This window comes from Arsenophonus endosymbiont of Aleurodicus floccissimus (assembly GCF_900343025.1).
In the GTDB taxonomy this organism is placed as follows: domain Bacteria; phylum Pseudomonadota; class Gammaproteobacteria; order Enterobacterales; family Enterobacteriaceae; genus Arsenophonus.
Window position 1 is genome coordinate 241,098 of sequence record NZ_OUND01000005.1, and the last position, 16,957, is coordinate 258,054.

Genomic DNA, 16,957 nt, shown 5'->3' on the forward strand with positions numbered 1-16,957 from the left:
AAGAAAAGTTAACACAATTATCATCATAAAATAGCCTATAAAAAGCGGCTAAAATGATAGCCAGGATGGTTTTTGTTCTATCGTAAAAGGCAGCTCAATCGGCATTGCTTTAACTTGTTTAATCATGTTGCTATTGATAGCTAATACTATAAAACGGTACTTACCTATTAGGATTTCAGTATTTAGCATTGGAATGTCACCTAGCTCTTCTAATAACAGATCATTGATAGTTCTGGCGCCGTCAATTGGTAAGTGCCAATCAAAAGCTTTATTGATTTCTTGTATATTAGCGGTACCATCAAATTCATACAGAACCATCGGTTTGTGGTAAAGCTTCCTCGGCTAAACCGGGAGACATTGAGGTAGTAAAATCACCAACAATTTCTTCAAGAATATCTTCTACCGTTACCAGCTCTTGAATATCAGCATATTCATCAATAATAATACCTACTTTTTCATTATTACGTTGAAATTTTATTAGCTGTGTATTTAATGGCGTACTCTCTGGAATAAAATAAATTTTATCCGCAGCTCTGATTAGATTTTGCTTGTTAAATTCTTTCTTTTCGACCATTATTCGATAGGCTTCACGAACACGTAGCATGCCGATAATATCATCAAGGGTATCTCGGTAAAGAACAATTCGACCGTCTGGTGAATGAGTTAATTGGCGGATAATCGATTTCCATTCGGTATTAACGTCGATCCCAACGATTTCATTACGGGGAACCATAATGTCGCCTACAGTAACTTTTTCTAAATCTAAGATTGATATCAACATATCCTGATTACGGCGAGAAAGTTTACTTTTGGATTCATTAACAATCGTACGCAATTCATCTTTGCTAATCCCATCGCTGTTAATAATGGGTGATTTAATACCAAAGAAACGCATGAACATAAGGGTGATGGTGTTAAATAACCAAACAATGGGTACAATTTCTGTAGCGGTTTAAGCGGAAGACTGCTAGGAAAAGCCACTTTTTCTGGATAGAGTAGAGTGCCGCCATTGTCTTTGGTAGCACTTCAGCAAAAACCAGGATCACAAAAGTTAAGATACCAGTAGCGATGGCAACACCGACATCACCATAAAGTCTCCTACCAACAATGGTTGCTAACGATGAGGCCAATATATTAATTACATTATTACCAATCAAAATAAGACTGATTAGGCGATCTGGTTGTTTTAATAGTGATTCAACGCGACGAGCAGCTTGATGGCCATGTTTGGCTAAATGGCGTAATCGATATCGATTAAGGGTCATCATTCCTGTTTCTGAGGCAGAAAAATAGGCTGATAAGATAATCATGACAATAAGTATGATGATTAAAGTACTTGTTGAGATCTACTCCAAGGTAAAATTCCTATGTTGTTCATTAGTTAATCATAAAATAGTCTAAAAAATTAAATGACGATTACATGCTGTAGTAATCGATTACCAAAAAAAGCCAATGTTAAAATAAATGCGCCAATCAGATTAAAAACAATCACCCTTCTACCGCACCATCCGTGATGAAAGTGACCCCATAACAAAATAATGTAAATAACCCAAGCACAAATAGATAAAATAGCTTTATGGATGTTTTCTTTATTAAAAATATTATCCATAAACATCATTCCTGTCCCGAGGGTGAGTGTCAGTAAAATAACACCAACTTGTATAATGTGGAACATTTTGCGTTCAATAACCATTAATAGTGGCATATCAGGTGTAAATATTAATTTTATTTTTTAATTGATAGTCTAATAAAGCTAACTGTAGGGCATATAAAGCGGCAATTATCAGGGTTGCATAGCCTAATAATGTTAGCCCGATATGAATAAAAGTCGCCACACTTGCTTCTAAGTGGGTAATAAACTCACCGTGCATAATGGTTGCTAATAGTAAGTTGATAATAGACAAACTATAAACGATTGGTAGTAGAAACCAAACGCGGCTGTTAAAGGCAACAATGGTCATAATAATACTGATTAACAAACTGACGATAGAGCCTAAGTTTAATAAAGTTAAATTCTGACCTCCGCTAACAAAGATCAATGTTTTTAATGCGATACCATGACTTACTAGAGCAATAATCGCTGATATGAGTGTCAGCCTGGCATAAAGTTTTTGTTTACCAGCTAAAGCTGGCATGATGAGTATCACACTCAAAAAATAGGTACTAATGGTGATAATAGCGAATACTGGCATAATATTTTATTTGTTAGCTAATTTATTAAATGTGAGTTAGTTAGTATAGCGTTTGCCAGCATTGTCTCCAACAGTTGTTCATTATTCTTATGAAACTCGATGCAGAGATTGAATTATCATCGTGTTATAATAAAAATTAACTGACAGCAGATCCCTTTAACAGAATTGAGTTAAGTACATGTTTGATAATTTAACTGACAGACTTTCGCGTACATTGCGCAATATTAGTGGCCGTGGAAGATTGACTGATGGTAATATTAAAGAAACTTTACGTGAAGTTCGCATGGCATTATTAGAAGCTGATGTTGCTTTGCCAGTCGTACGCGAATTTATTCAATCGGTAAAAGAAAGTGCAGTAGGTCAAGATGTCAATAAAAGCCTAACACCGGGCCAAGAATTCGTTAAAATTGTGCAAAATGAGCTCATTAAAGCGATGGGCGAGGAGAACAGTGCTTTAAATTTAGCCGTACAACCTCCCGCAGTTATTCTTATGGCTGGCTTGCAAGGTGCGGGTAAAACTACCACTGTGGCTAAATTAGGCAAATTATTAAAAGAAAAACAGAAGAAAAAAGTTTTAGTGGTTTCTGCTGATATTTATCGTCCTGCGGCTATAAAGCAATTAGAAACACTCACTCAAACAGTAGGGATTGATTTTTTTCCATCAACTGCCAGCGAGAAACCCGTTGAAATTGCGACTAATGCGCTACAACATGCAAAATTAAAATTTTACGATGTGCTAATCATCGATACCGCTGGCCGTCTGCATGTTGATGAAGTCATGATGGAAGAAATTCAGGCAATCCATAGTACTATTAATCCAATTGAAACCTTATTTATCGTTGATGCGATGACCGGGCAAGATGCCGCTAACACTGCTAAGTCTTTTAATGAAACGTTACCATTGACCGGTATTATATTAACGAAAATTGATGGTGATGCTCGTGGTGGTGCCGCATTATCAATCCGCCATATTACGGGTAAACCGATTAAATTTTCGGGTATAGGCGAGAAAATTGATGGCTTAGAGCCTTTTTATCCTGACAGGATTGCCTCTCGTATCCTTGGTATGGGAGATGTCTTATCACTGATTGAAGAGATAGAAAGCAAAGTTGACCGTGAAAAGGCCGAGAAGCTTGCTAATAAACTTAAAAAAGGGAATAGTTTTGATTTAAATGATTTTCTTGAGCAGCTTAAACAGATGCGAAATATGGGCGGTATAGCGAGTATGTTAAGTAAAATGCCAGGCATATCCCAAGTTCCTGATGCGGTTAAGTCACAAATGGATGATAAAGTGTTAGTTAGAATGGAAGCGATTATTAGCTCGATGACCACTAAAGAACGACAAAAACCAGAGATTATTAAGGGATCACGCAAGCGGCGGATTGCAGCCGGTTCTGGCACACAGGTACAGGATGTTAACCGACTACTTAAACAGTTTGATGATATGCACCGCATGATGAAGAAAATGAAAAAAGGCGGGTTAGCTAAGATGATGCGTGGGATGAAAGGGATGATGCCACCGGGTTTCCCTGGCGATTAACAACCAGGCATTAAATAAACGATTCGTACTTTTGATCGCTTTTTATCTTAAAAAGAGTAAAATATTGGGGCTTTTATATACAACCAGACTCTATTCCTCGATAGGGGCTCTGGTTGTTTTGTTAACTAATGAGGATGTTATGGTAACAATTCGTTTAGCTCGTGGTGGTGCAAAGAGGCGTCCGTTTTATCAAATCGTTGTCACAGATAGCCGTAATGCACGTGATGGTCGCTTTATTGAGCGTATAGGCTTTTTTAACCCTATCGCATCAGGTAATGCGGAAGAGTTGCGTCTAGATTTAGATCGTGTTGAACATTGGGTTGGTTTGGGTGCATCAGTTTCTGATCGTGTTTCGGCGTTGATCAAGCAAGCAAAAAAAGCAGCTTAATTTACTACGGTGGTGGTGAGCAAAGAGGTTTGCCTTAAGATCCCTGTTAATCCTATTGTGTTAGGAAAATTAGGCTCTGCGCATGGCATTCGTGGTTGGCTCAGAGTTTTTTCATCCACCGAATATGCCGAAGATATTTTTGAGTATCAGCCTTGGTTTATTCAACGTTCAGTTCAGTGGCAACGACTGGAATTAGAAGGTTGGAAACATCATAACCAAGATATTATCATCAAAATAAAGCATATTGATGATAGAAGTTCTGCTAATTCAATGGTTAATTGCGAAATTATCGTCGATTCAGCACAACTACCTATACTTGAAGGTAATGAGTATTATTGGAAGGATCTGATTGGTTGCCAGGTCATAACTACTAAAGGTTATAGTTTAGGCTATGTTCAGGATTTAATGGAAACAGGCTCAAATGATGTACTGGTAATTAAGGCAAATCTGAAAGATGCATTCGGTATTAAAGAACGGCTAATACCGTTTCTTGATGAACAGGTGATCAAAAACGTTGATCTTACTACTAAGACAATTGAAGTAGATTGGGATCCTGGATTTTAAACGTCGATTGAAGGTTTTATGAGTGGAACGCAAGATGATGTGGATTGGGATTATTAGCCTGTTTCCAGAAATGTTTCGCACAATAACAGAGTATGGAGTGATAGGTCGTGCAGTAAAAAATGGCCTATTGAATATACAGTGTTGGGATCCGCGAGATTATACTCACGACAGGCACCGCACTGTAGATGATCACCCTTATGGCGGTGGTCCAGGTATGTTGATGATGGTAAAACCTCTTAGAGATGCCATTCATGCAGCAAAATCTGAGATCGGTGAAGATGCTAAAGTAATTTATCTTTCACCGCAGGGACGCAAACTTAATCAGCAAGGTGTTTGCCAATTGACGGCAAATAAAAAGCTTATTTTAGTTTGTGGTCGATATGAAGGTATTGATGAACGGATCATTGAAACCGAAATTGATGAAGAATGGTCAGTTGGTGATTATATTCTTAGTGGAGGAGAATTACCAGCAATGGTAATGATCGATTCAATTTCCCGGTTTATTCCTGGTGTATTAGGGCATCATGCATCAGCGGAAGAAGATTCTTTCATGACTGGGTTACTTGATTGTCCTCACTATACCCGTCCTGAGGTGTTAGAAGGCATGGAAGTTCCGAGTGTCTTATTGTCTGGCAACCATGCTGAAATAGAGCGTTGGAGAAGAAAACAGTCACTAGGCCGAACTTGGCTTAGAAGACCTGAACTTCTAACAAGCCTAGCTCTGACTGACGAGCAGAGAATGTTGTTGGCAGAATTCCAACAGGAATATGAAGAACAGCAACGTATTAATTGAGAATTGTATCAAACTGTCTTGTATATATCAGTTTACCTAGGGTAAGAGAGTAATTATGAGCAACATTATTAAACAGCTTGAAGAAGAGCAAATGAAGCAAAATATCCCTTCATTCCGTCCAGGAGATACCGTAGAAGTTAAGGTATGGGTGGTTGAAGGTTCTAAAAGACGTTTGCAGGCATTTGAGGGCGTGGTTATCGCTATTCGTAACCGCGGGTTGCATTCAGCATTTACTGTTCGTAAAATTTCTAATGATGAGGGTGTTGAGCGTGTATTCCAGACACATTCACCAGTTATCGACAGTATCACAGTTAAACGTTGCGGTGCTGTTCGCAGAGCTAAATTGTACTACCTGCGAGAGCGTTCTGGTAAAGCAGCTCGTATTAAACAGCGCTTGAACACTAAATAATTCGCTTTTCGCTTCATCCTGCAAATCTTAAAAGCTCGCAATTTTTGCGAGCTTTTTTATTACCTATTTTCAGCTTATTGCATTATTCGTTGTTATTTTTATTAAATCTTTTGTGTAATTTTTTATAAACGGGAAAATATTTCTCTTTATTTTAGGCGTAAATTTTTTTTATTTTCATTTGATTACATGATGTGGATGTAGCGCTTGAATATGCTCATCGCTTAAAGCAGTTAGCAATCGAACTGAGTGATAGTTTATATATTGTCTGCGGGTTTATTTTGAAAAACCACGCACCACTACGGGCTGGAAAGGTCTGATTAGCGATCTGATGATGGATGGTTCTTTTGATATGGAAAAAGGACTACATATCGCACGTAAACTACTATTATCGCTTGTCAATATGGGATTGCCATTAGCGACAGAAGCACTTGATCCAAATAGTCCATAATATTTAGGTGATTTATTTAGTTGATCCGCTATAGGTGCTAGACAACTGAATCGCAAACACATCGTGAAATGGCTTCAGGACTCTCAATGCCGGTTGGTTTTAAAAATGGTACTGATGGTAATTTAGTTACAGCAATTAATGCAATTAAAGCTGCAGTAATGCCACATCGGTTTATGGGTATTAATCAATTAGGTCAGGTTTGTTTATTACAAACGCAAGGTAACCCTGATGGTCATATCATTTTAAGGGGGGGGGGAGAAAAGCCAAATTATAGTGCGCAAGATATTGCAAATTGTGAAATACAGATGCGCAATGCTAATTTATAACCCTCTTTAATGATTGATTGTAGCCATGGTAATTCCCAAAAAGATTTTCGCCGTCAACCGCAGGTTGTTGAATCTATTATTGAACAAATTACAAATGGTAATCGGTCAATTACCGGTATGATGCTGGAAAGCCGTATTAATGAAGGAATTCAATTTTCAGAGCAATTACGTTCTAAAATGAAATATGGTGTTTCTGTCACTGATGCTTGTATTAGTTGGGAAACAACAGAGGCAGTATTAAGAAAATTACATATTAAAATTCGTTCAGTACTTAAAGAGTGTATTAAGACCCTAGAAAAAGCAAGTTAATTCAAGGTAAATTGATGTCAGCAGAATTATTACAATTACGTCAACAAATTGATGAAATCGATAAATCATTACTAGCTTTATTAGCAAAAAGAATGCAATTAGTGACGGCAGTTGGTGAAGTAAAAAGCCAAAACAAGGGTTACCTATCTATGTGCCAGAGCTTGAGGCTTCAATCTTGGAGGCGCGTCGCAAAGAAGCGGAAAAAATAGGTATTGCCCCTGATCTGATTGAAGATATCTTACGTCGCATTATGCGAGAATCTTACCTACATGAAAATAATCAAGGATTTAAAAAATTAAATGCTGATTTAGGACCGATTATCATTGTAGGTGGCCAAGGTCGGATGGGAAAATTATTTAGTCGTTTATTTAGACTTTCGGGCTATGAAGTTTATAGTTTGAGCGAACAAGATTGGCATAGAGCTGATGAATTATTGGCTAATCCGGCGGTAGTAATGATTAGTGTTCTCATCCACTCAACGCTAGAAGTTATCCATAGATTGCCGAAATTGTCTGAAGATACTTTATTGATGGATATCTTTTCTATTAAGCAGCAACCGCTTGAAGCTATGTTATCAGCGCATAATGGGCCTGTTGTTAGCTTACATCTCATGTTTGGCTCAGATGTAAATAGTATTGCTAAACATGTTATTATTTATTGTGAAGGGAGAAATTCACAAGCATACCAATGGTTATTAGAACAATTGACTGTTTGGGGAGCGAGATTACATAAAATTAATGCTGTAGAACATGATAAATGTATGGGATTTATCCAGACACTTCGTCATTTTTCTACTTTTGCTTATGGACAATATTTATCAGAACAAAAAGTCGATCTGCAACAATTGTTAACCCTTTCATCGCCTATTTATCGATTAGAGTTAGCACAATGGTTGGACGTCTGTTTGCTCAGGATCCACAGCTTTATGCAGATATTATTATGGCATCCAATCAAGAGATTGATTTAATTGCTAAATATTACCAAAGCTTTGGTCATTCTGTTGCATTGCTTAAAGAGAAAGATAAGGAAGAGTTTATTTCTCAATTTGATAGAATTAGCTAATGGTTTGGTCAAGATGCTAAACGATTCATGCAAGAAAGTAATACCTTATTACAACAAGCTAATGATATTAGCTGTTAATTTATTGTTACTAATACTTTTTTAAAAACCGGTTATACAACCGGTTTTTTAGTTAGCAACATCGGTAGATGCTAAATTATCAGCTGGATAGCAGCCTAAAATTTTTATTGAGCGTGTCATTGCAGTTAACTTTTCTAAAGCATGTTGCATATCTAATGAGCGTAAGTTTGCCTGTACATCAATATAAAACATTTCTTCCCATGGTTTGTTATCGCTAGGGCGAGATTCTAATTTACTCATAACAATATTATGTTCTTTCAGTACTAATAATGCATCGACTAAAGCACCGGCATGTTGGCTGGTCGCGATCAACAATGTAGTTTTAGCGGGAATTTGCTCTGATACTTGTACCGCATCACGTGCGATAACAATAAAACAGGTCATATTATTCGATTGATTGGCTATATTATGTTCTAAAATGGTCAAGCCATATAACGCGCCGCCAATTTCACTACCCAATGCGGCCACTTTAGCTGAATTAATTTTAGCCACTTTCTGCATGGCACTGGAACTACTATCGCAATATTCAATTTTCCAATTAGGGTATTGTTGTAGAAATTGATTACATTGTTGAAATGGTTGTGGATAGCTATATACCGTCTCAATATTTTCTAATGGTACTTTAGTTATTGCTAGTAGGCAGTGATTAATAGGTAAACGCATTTCGCCTACGATTGAAAGTAGAGTGGTTTGTAGTAAATCATATACATCATTAATTGCACCTGAACTCGAATTTTCTATAGGTAAAATGCCGTAATCAGCTTGCTTTGTCTCGACTAGAGCAAAGATATCTTCGAATTTATCACAACTACATTCCATTGATTGGCTAAAATGGCGGGCTGAATATTGACGTGCTGCAAGATGAGAATAGGATCCATTAGAGCCTAAAAAAGCAATTCGGCCAGAATTATTTGGTACTGGATTTAAGTATTGCTGAAAAACAGCCTGCTGCGTTAACACGAAATTTTGATTGATAGTTTGAAAAAGGCGCGTGATATAAAAGCTATCTAGACCTTGTTTTTTCCATTCGGCGGTTAATCTATTTAGCAATTGCTGTTCATCATTTGTCTCATTAATAGGCTGATTTATTTTTAATTTAGCGTCAGCGATATTAGTTGCTAAATGATGTCTTTCCGCCAGTAAATTTAATAACAAACTATCAAGTTCATCTATTTTTTTCTGCATATTTAATAGATTAGATTTATTATCCATAATAATTTTCTCTGGTTGTATTTTTTTATTTTTGGGCGATGAATGATAATAAAAAAACGCCTTTATGATAATTATCAAGAAGCCAACAAAAACTCAGTGAGTATAATGATTAAGCTTAATTATTAATCCTGTTTTCCATCAGTATGAATTATGAAGCTTATTTTTATGTTAGGCAAAACAAATAACATAATAAAAAACGCACTATTAAAAGTGCGCTTAGAGAAAAATAAAATAGCGAAATTATTATTACAAGGCGGCAAGATCTATCTCTTTTGCGGCTGGATAAGCACGTCTGGCCTCATTTTTATGTTGACGCTTATTAAGTTGTTTCTCAAGTTTAGTTATTAATTCATTGGTTGCAATATAAAAATTACTATGTTTTTGCGCTTGCAAATAATTTTCTATTAGGTGTGTGAATATTGGCGTCGACAATAAACTCTTGAGGCTCTTTTGACAGCACAATGTAAGGATTAATTAAAGAAACTCGCCATTTGCTAAGTTTATTCAAACGTTCTTCAATGTGGTGACGTATAGCAGGTGTAATTTCTATGCATTTGCTTGTTATACTAACTATCATATCGCTACCTCACTTGTCATTGAGTTATGAATGTTTTCAAAATAGCGATAATTAATAGAAAAAAAAGTGATCTTGATCGGTTTTATTTGGTCTCTAGTTAAAGTAATCATGAGATTGTGATGCATTATCAAAAAAAGATGCTTGCTACTTGCATAAGATACTGTTTTTTTTGCATTATTACTTGATTGAGCTATTTTTATCGGTTTAAAAAGTTAGTGTCTGGCTAAAACTCTTTTTACTATTAAAGTTAAAAACAGCAAAATAGCTTTGCTGTTTTTAATCAATAGCTTCTAACGATTATTTCGCCTCTAGGCAGGGTTAGCTGCGATTAATTCTGCAACCTTATTTTTTTCCTGTGTTAAACCTAATTTATTATAGGCTATTTCCATGTATTTTAATGCATTGCGTGTTGACTGGGTATCGGGATAATTTTTTAGCATCTGTTCAGTGCGATTAATAACAGCAACATAAGCACCACGTTTATTATAATATTTAATAATAGTCAGTTCATATTTTGCTAAACGCTCTTTTAGGAAGGCTAAACGTTTGCTAGCATCTGTTGCATACAGACTATTTGGGTAAAAACGAACCAATTGGCTAAAGTCTCTAAAGGCTACAATTGCATGTTGAGGATCGCGATCTGAGCGATCAATACCAAAAAAATCTTGTAGGGCACTATCGTCTAACGCTTGTGCTGTAAGGCCGCGCATATACAAAACATAGTCAATATTGGGATGTGTTGGATTCAGGCGAATAAATCGGTCAATGGTTGCTATCGCTAATGGCAGCTCCGCTGATTTATAGTAGACATAAATCATATCCAGTTGAGCCTGTTGGGCATAAGGGCCAAATGGATAACGATTATCAAGGGTTTCTAATAATTTAATTGCCCCTTTATAATTACCGTTTTGTAGTTTCTCTTGACTGCTGGTATAGATATCAGTGGGAGAGCTTTCTGGTACAGTATCCTTATTGCTGGAGCATCCGGTAATAAGTAAACTCAATGTGGCTGCTGCCAGCAGATATTTTATACTTCTAATCACGTGGTTATTTCCTCTGAATGTTTTTGGGGCGATCTCCATAAAGCCCCTAACGGAATATGAGTTACAATAGCACATATTTTAATTAAAACGGCACTGCCGTCAAAATGTAAACTTTACTGTAGATAATTTTATGGCTCAACAATTACAACTCCAGACGCAAATTCTAGAATCGCAACTTGGCCAACGTTTAGACCAAGCATTAGCTGAATTATTTCCTGATTATTCTCGCTCACGAATAAAAGAGTGGATTTTAGATAATAGAGTGCAGGTAAATGGTAAAATTATAAATAGGCCGAAAGAAAAAGTATTTGGTAGCGAACAAATTGCCATTGATGTACTTATTGAAGAAGATATGTGCTGGCAGCCACAAAATATTCTATTAAATATTGTTTATGAAGATGACGAAATAATTGTCATTAATAAACCTCGTGATTTAGTGGTTCATCCTGGTGCAGGGAATCCTGATGGAACGGTACTAAATGCACTTTTATATCGCTATCCTGAGATTATTAATGTTCCACGAGCGGGGATCGTTCATCGGCTTGATAAAGATACTACCGGGTTAATGGTTATTGCAAAAACGATTCCTGCCCAGACTCATCTGGTTGAAGCTTTACAGCTAAGAGAGATTACGCGTGAATATGAAGCGGTAGTAAATGGTCGTATGACTGCTGGTGGAACGGTAGATGAACCTATTGCTCGTCACCCAACTAAGCGAACACATATGGCCATTCACCCGCTGGGCAAACCCGCTATTACCCATTATCGAGTAATGGAGCATTTTCGCGCTCATACCAGGCTTAGATTGCGGTTAGAATCGGGTAGAACGCATCAAATTCGTGTTCACATGGCGCATATTGATCATCCTTTAGTTGGCGACCCGGTATATGGTGGCCGTCCACGCCCATTAAAAGGTGTTTCGGAAGAGTTTCGTCAAGTTATGAACAATTTTGATCGTCAGGCACTCCATGCCACGATGTTACGTTTATATCACCCTCGTACAGGTATTGAAATGGAGCGGCACGCAGATATTCCTGCAGATATGGTTATACTAATTAATATACTCAAAGCAGATGCAATGATGCACAAAGATGAGATGGATTGGTAAATGGATAGCTTAATATATCCGGACTGGCCGCAACCTAAAACAGTCATGGCTTGTAGTACAACCCCTATTGGTGGCGATAGTTTGCCACCTTATGACAGTTTCAATCTAGGGTTACATGTCGGAGATCAAACGAGATTAATGGAACAGAATCGCAGTAGCTTAATGAAAATTGCCCAACTACCAATACAGCCTTCCTGGCTTAATCAGGTACATGTCACGCATATTATCGATTTGGCTAACGAAAACAGTGGTAATCGGCAAGCGGATGCTGCATATAGTAGCTAGCCGAGGACAGGTATGTGTCGTGATGACAGCAGACCGGTTGCCTGTTTTACTCTGTAACGAGCAAGGCACGAAAATTGCTGCCCGTACATGCTGGCTGGCGCTGTTTGTGTGATGGGATCCTGGAAAAGGCAATAAAACAATTTAAATCACCGGGTTCCTCTATTATGGCCTGGTTGGGACCGGCAATTAGGGCGGAAAAATTTGAAGTAGACGGTGAAGTCAGGGATGCTTTTATTGAACATGATGCAGAATTAGTGCAAAGTTTTAAAGCTTATAATAATGGTAAATATCTCGCTGATCTCTACTTGCTAGCGAGTTTGAAATTAAACGCAGTGGGTGTCAAAAATATTTATGGTGGAACCTATTGTACGGTTAGTGAGCTAACGTGTTTTCCCCCTTATCGGCGTGATGACGTAACAGGACGAATCGCATCATTGATCTGATTAAAATAATCTTTAATCAGATTAATTACTATTTTTTATATTAATAGCTGATTTTTATCGTAAATAACTTGAATAATATGAAATAAAACCTCATTTAATCTGCATAAATGATTGCAATTGTATTTTGGAGGTATTATGGGTTTGGATCGGCTTACCAACAAATTTCAACAAGCACTAGCTGATGCTCAATCTTTAGTAATTCGACAAGATAATCAATTTATTGAACCAGTACATTTACTGGTTGCCTTGTTAGATCAAGAAGGCGGTACATTACGTCCTTTATTGACATCGATAGGGGTTAATATCAGTCAGCTTAGTAACAAATTAAACGATATTCTCAATACTTTACCGCAAGTGCATGGCACTGCTGGTGATATCCAGCCATCAAACGATCTTATTCGGCACTTAAATTTGTGTGATAAGCTGGCGCAACAGCGAGGTGATACGTTTATATCCTCAGAGCTATTTCTCCTGGCAATTTTTGATGCCAAAACCTCCCTGGTAGATACGCTTAAAACGATGGGAGCGAATAAAGCAAATATAGAAAAGGCGATAGAACAAATGCGTGGTGGTGATAATGTTAATGACCAAGGTGCTGAAGAGCAGCGTCAAGCACTTAAAAAATACACAATTGATTTAACTGAAAGAGCTGAACAAGGCAAACTCGATCCTGTTATTGGACGTGATGAAGAGATCCGCCGAACGATACAAGTTCTCCAGCGCCGAACAAAAAATAATCCGGTTTTAATTGGTGAACCAGGGGTAGGTAAAACCGCGATTGCTGAAGGTCTTGCTCAAAGAATTGTTAATGGTGAAGTACCCGAAGGGCTGAAAAATAAACGCGTTCTCTCTTTAGATATGGGTGCTTTGCTGGCTGGCGCAAAATATCGAGGCGAATTTGAAGAGCGCTTAAAGGCTGTATTAAATGATCTGGCCAAACAAGAAGGAAGTGTGATTCTGTTTATCGATGAATTACATACTATGGTTGGTGCAGGTAAAGCTGAAGGAGCAATGGATGCTGGTAATATGTTAAAACCAGCACTAGCGCGAGGAGAATTGCATTGTGTAGGTGCTACCACACTTGATGAATATCGTCAGTATATTGAAAAAGATGCAGCATTAGAGCGTCGTTTCCAGAAAGTTTATGTGGCTGAACCTACCGTTGAGGACACTATTGCAATATTAAGGGGACTGAAAGAACGTTATGAACTGCATCATCATGTACAGATAACTGACCCTGCCATTGTTGCTGCTGCCAGTTTATCAAATCGCTATATTTCTGATCGTATGCTACCTGATAAAGCAATAGATTTAATTGATGAAGCAGGCGCTAGCTTACGGATGCAGATGGATTCTAAACCGGAAGCGCTTGATCGTTTAGAATGTCGAGTTATTCAATTAAAGCTTGAACAACAAGCTCTAAAAAAGGAATCTGATGACGCCAGTAAAAAGCGGCTTAAAATGTTAGAGGAAGAACTAACGGAAAAAGAACGGGAATATTCAGAGTTAGAAGAAGAGTGGAAAGCGGAAAAAGCAGAGCTTACCGGTACACAGCATATAAAAGCGGAATTGGAAAACGCACGCATAAGTGTGGAGCAGGCTCGGCGTAGTGGGGATTTAGCTAAAATGTCAGAATTGCAATATGGTAAAATTCCTGCATTAGAAAAACAACTTGAAGCTGCCACTAAAGCGGAAAGTCACACCATGAAGTTATTGCGCAATAAAGTAACTGATGCAGAGATTGCAGAAATATTAGCGCGCTGGACAGGCATTCCCGTTTCAAGAATGTTAGAAAGTGAACGTGAAAAGTTACTCCATATGGAACAGGATCTGCATAAGCGTGTTATTGGTCAGAATGAAGCTGTTGATGCGGTATCTGATGCTATTCGGCGTAGTCGTGCTGGTTTATCAGATCCAAATCGGCCTATTGGCTCATTTTTATTTTTAGGTCCTACGGGTGTTGGTAAAACCGAGCTATGTAAAGCACTGGCAAATTTTTTATTTGATATTGACGATGCAATGGTACGTATTGATATGTCAGAATTTATGGAAAAACATACAGTCTCCAGGCTAGTTGGTGCACCTCCAGGTTATGTAGGATATGAGGAAGGCGGTTATTTAACCGAAGCAATCCGACGCCGCCCTTATTCTGTTATTTTGCTTGATGAAATTGAAAAAGCGCATCCAGATGTTTTCAATATTTTATTGCAAGTTCTGGATGATGGACGTTTGACCGATGGGCAAGGAAGAACGGTCGATTTTCGTAATACGATTGTCATTATGACATCAAACTTAGGTTCGGATTTGATCCAAGAGCGTTTTAGTAGCTTAGGTTATGACGAAATGAAAGAGCTCGTCATGGAAGTTGTCAGCTGTAGTTTCCGACCCGAATTTATTAACCGTATTGATGAAGTAGTAGTATTCCATCCACTCGATAAAGAGCAAATTACAGAAATTGCGCATATCCAACTATCGCGTTTATATAAGCGAATGGAAGAGCAAGGCTATAAAGTAAAAATCACGCCAGCGGCGTTAGAAAAATTAGGCGAAGCGGGATTTGATCCGGTATTTGGCGCACGCCCTTTGAAACGAGCGATCCAACAAGAGATAGAAAATCCATTGGCTGAACAGATGTTATCAGGCAAATTAGTGCCGGGCAAACAAGTCACTTTAGATATTAAAAAAGGTGTTATTGTTGCTAAGCAATAAATAAAATTAAATTGTTAATCTTATTTGAAGAGGTAATATTTGCCTCTTCAATAGTATTATAAGAACGCAATCGCCTTGATTAAAGATCATTATTAGCAACTAGCATAGATATTATCAATTCAAAGTTAGAGCAATAAATGAGCACTTAAACAGAAAAAATGTAAATAATAGTTGTTAGTTTCAGAAAAGCCCCTATAATGCTGACCCGTTAACCCAATCCTTACTCATCAATTGATGAATAAAAGCGTAAAGGAAAATTAAGGTGAAAAGCGTAATATACGCCACCTCGTTGCCCAGGTCGCACGCTCTTTAACAATTAATTAGACAATCTGTGTGGGCACTCGCAAGACATCATCAAAAAATATTTGATTTTAAAGTCTTGAAGAGTGACAAAATAGTTAATTCATATATGAACTAATATGCAGTAACGTTATTTTGGTCGGCAGCGGCGAAGGTAGTCAAACATCGGCAAAGCGAGTTGAACAAAAGGGCGTTACGATCAGTAAAACATTCTTTGAGCATCAAGCTTTTAATTGAAGAGTTTGATCATGGCTCAGATTGAACGCTGGCGGCAGAGGCCTAACACATGCAAGTCAAGCGGCGGACAAATAAGTAAGATACAAAAATCTGGCCGAAGGCGGGGGGGATAACCACTGGAAACGGTGGCTAATACCGCATAATCTCTAAGGAGCAAAGTGGGGGACCGTAATAACCTCATACCTTTAGATGAACCCATATAAGATTAACTAATAGGTGGGGTAAGGGCTTACCTAGGCGAAGATGATCAGCCACATTGTGACTGAGACACGGCCCAGACTCCTACGGGAAGGAAACAGCAGTGGGGAATATTGCCCAATGGGCGCAAGCCTGATGCAGCCATGCCGCGTGTATAAAGAAGGTCTTCGGGTTGTAAAGTACTTTTACTTTAAAGTACTTTCAGTTGTGAGGTTAGCAATTGACGTTGAAGCACCGGCTAACTCCGTGCCAGCAAAGGGTGAAAGCGTTAATTGGAATTACTGGGCGTAAAGAGCACGCAGGCGGTTAATTAAGTTGGATGTGAAATCCCCGACTTAACTTGGGAATGGCATTCAAGACTGGTTAGCTAAAGTCTTGTATAGGGGGTAGAATCCCATGTGTAGCGGTAAAATGCGTAGAGATGTGGAAGAAATACCGGTGGCGAAGGGCGGCCCCCTAGACAAAGACTGACGCTCATATGCGGAAGCGTGGGGAGCAAACAGGATTAGATACCCTGGTAGTCCACGCTGTAAACGATGTCGATTTGGAGGTTGTGGTCATGAGCTGTGGCCTGCGGAGCTAACGTGTTAAATCGACTGCCTGAGGAGTACGGCCGCATTAACGGGAGCCCCCGCACAAGCGGTGGAGCATGTGGTTTAATTCGATGCAACGCGAAGAACCTTACCTACTCTTGACATCCAGCGAATCCTTTAGAGATAGAGAAGTGCCTTCGAAA

9 protein-coding genes, 1 rRNA gene and 6 pseudogenes are annotated in these 16,957 nt (G+C 38.3%); 11 read left to right on the forward strand and 5 right to left on the reverse strand.

From position 1 onward, the window contains the following. Positions 1–48: 48 nt before the first annotated feature. Positions 49–1,310 (reverse strand): annotated as a pseudogene (locus ARADI_RS14935) (CNNM domain-containing protein). Between the two features lie 95 nt (positions 1,311–1,405). Continuing rightward, positions 1,406–2,192: pseudogene (locus ARADI_RS14940) on the reverse strand (cytochrome C assembly family protein). Positions 2,193–2,370: 178 nt separating this feature from the next. Here ARADI_RS14940 and ffh point away from each other — a divergent pair. From ffh to tyrA, 7 genes and pseudogenes are all read left to right on the forward strand, one after another. Next, the gene (gene ffh / locus ARADI_RS14945; protein WP_119712519.1) at positions 2,371–3,732 is read left to right on the forward strand and encodes a signal recognition particle protein; all 1,362 of its coding nucleotides are present in this window, start codon (positions 2,371–2,373) and stop codon (positions 3,730–3,732) included. 139 nt (positions 3,733–3,871) lie between these two features. Beyond that, positions 3,872–4,120, forward strand: coding sequence for a 30S ribosomal protein S16 (gene rpsP / locus ARADI_RS14950; protein WP_119712534.1), 249 nt, complete (start codon positions 3,872–3,874; stop codon positions 4,118–4,120). Between the two features lie 15 nt (positions 4,121–4,135). Then, positions 4,136–4,684 carry a ribosome maturation factor RimM gene (gene rimM, locus ARADI_RS14955; RefSeq protein ID WP_119712535.1) on the forward strand — a complete coding sequence of 183 codons (549 nt, stop codon included), beginning with the start codon at positions 4,136–4,138 and terminating at the stop codon, positions 4,682–4,684. Between the two features lie 37 nt (positions 4,685–4,721). Then, positions 4,722–5,477 (forward strand): tRNA (guanosine(37)-N1)-methyltransferase TrmD, encoded by a 756-nt coding sequence (trmD, locus tag ARADI_RS14960; RefSeq protein WP_119712536.1) that lies wholly within the window; start codon positions 4,722–4,724, stop codon positions 5,475–5,477. Positions 5,478–5,532: 55 nt separating this feature from the next. Then, positions 5,533–5,886, forward strand: a complete 354-nt coding sequence (gene rplS, locus ARADI_RS14965) for a 50S ribosomal protein L19 (RefSeq protein WP_119712520.1) — start codon at positions 5,533–5,535, stop codon at positions 5,884–5,886. A gap of 182 nt (positions 5,887–6,068) precedes the next feature. Beyond that, positions 6,069–6,969 (forward strand): annotated as a pseudogene (locus tag ARADI_RS14970) (3-deoxy-7-phosphoheptulonate synthase); the annotation flags it as partial. A gap of 14 nt (positions 6,970–6,983) precedes the next feature. Beyond that, positions 6,984–8,109, forward strand: a pseudogene (gene tyrA / locus ARADI_RS14975) (bifunctional chorismate mutase/prephenate dehydrogenase). Between the two features lie 48 nt (positions 8,110–8,157). Here tyrA and pheA read toward each other — a convergent pair. From pheA to bamD, 3 genes and pseudogenes are all read right to left on the reverse strand, one after another. Beyond that, positions 8,158–9,321 carry a bifunctional chorismate mutase/prephenate dehydratase gene (gene pheA, locus ARADI_RS14980; protein ID WP_119712521.1) on the reverse strand — a complete coding sequence of 388 codons (1,164 nt, stop codon included), beginning with the start codon at positions 9,319–9,321 and terminating at the stop codon, positions 8,158–8,160. Positions 9,322–9,567: 246 nt separating this feature from the next. Continuing rightward, a pseudogene (hpf, locus tag ARADI_RS14985) lies at positions 9,568–9,898 on the reverse strand (ribosome hibernation-promoting factor, HPF/YfiA family). A 308-nt stretch (positions 9,899–10,206) separates the two neighbouring features. Beyond that, positions 10,207–10,938, reverse strand: coding sequence for an outer membrane protein assembly factor BamD (gene bamD, locus ARADI_RS14990; RefSeq protein ID WP_439647141.1), 732 nt, complete (start codon positions 10,936–10,938; stop codon positions 10,207–10,209). Between the two features lie 133 nt (positions 10,939–11,071). Here bamD and rluD point away from each other — a divergent pair, with 133 nt between their 5' ends. The 4 genes and pseudogenes from rluD to ARADI_RS15010 all read left to right on the forward strand — a co-directional run. After that, the gene (gene rluD, locus ARADI_RS14995; RefSeq protein ID WP_119712523.1) at positions 11,072–12,049 is read left to right on the forward strand and encodes a 23S rRNA pseudouridine(1911/1915/1917) synthase RluD; all 978 of its coding nucleotides are present in this window, start codon (positions 11,072–11,074) and stop codon (positions 12,047–12,049) included. Beyond that, positions 12,050–12,777 (forward strand): annotated as a pseudogene (pgeF, locus tag ARADI_RS15000) (peptidoglycan editing factor PgeF). 135 nt (positions 12,778–12,912) lie between these two features. Continuing rightward, complete coding sequence (gene clpB / locus ARADI_RS15005; RefSeq protein WP_119712524.1) at positions 12,913–15,486, forward strand: ATP-dependent chaperone ClpB; 2,574 nt, start codon at positions 12,913–12,915, stop codon at positions 15,484–15,486. Positions 15,487–16,016: 530 nt separating this feature from the next. Continuing rightward, positions 16,017–16,957, forward strand: a 16S ribosomal RNA gene (locus ARADI_RS15010); the annotation flags it as partial.

Bases quoted from the DNA above. Each gene is read 5' to 3' on its own strand.
- ffh (WP_119712519.1), top strand. From the start codon at position 2,371: ATGTTTGATAATTTAACTGACAGACTTTCGCGTACATTGCGCAATATT.
- rpsP (WP_119712534.1), top strand. From the start codon at position 3,872: ATGGTAACAATTCGTTTAGCTCGTGGTGGTGCAAAGAGGCGTCCGTTT.
- trmD (WP_119712536.1), top strand. From the start codon at position 4,722: ATGTGGATTGGGATTATTAGCCTGTTTCCAGAAATGTTTCGCACAATA.
- rplS (WP_119712520.1), top strand. From the start codon at position 5,533: ATGAGCAACATTATTAAACAGCTTGAAGAAGAGCAAATGAAGCAAAAT.
- pheA (WP_119712521.1), bottom strand. From the start codon at position 9,321: ATGGATAATAAATCTAATCTATTAAATATGCAGAAAAAAATAGATGAA.
- rluD (WP_119712523.1), top strand. From the start codon at position 11,072: ATGGCTCAACAATTACAACTCCAGACGCAAATTCTAGAATCGCAACTT.
- clpB (WP_119712524.1), top strand. From the start codon at position 12,913: ATGGGTTTGGATCGGCTTACCAACAAATTTCAACAAGCACTAGCTGAT.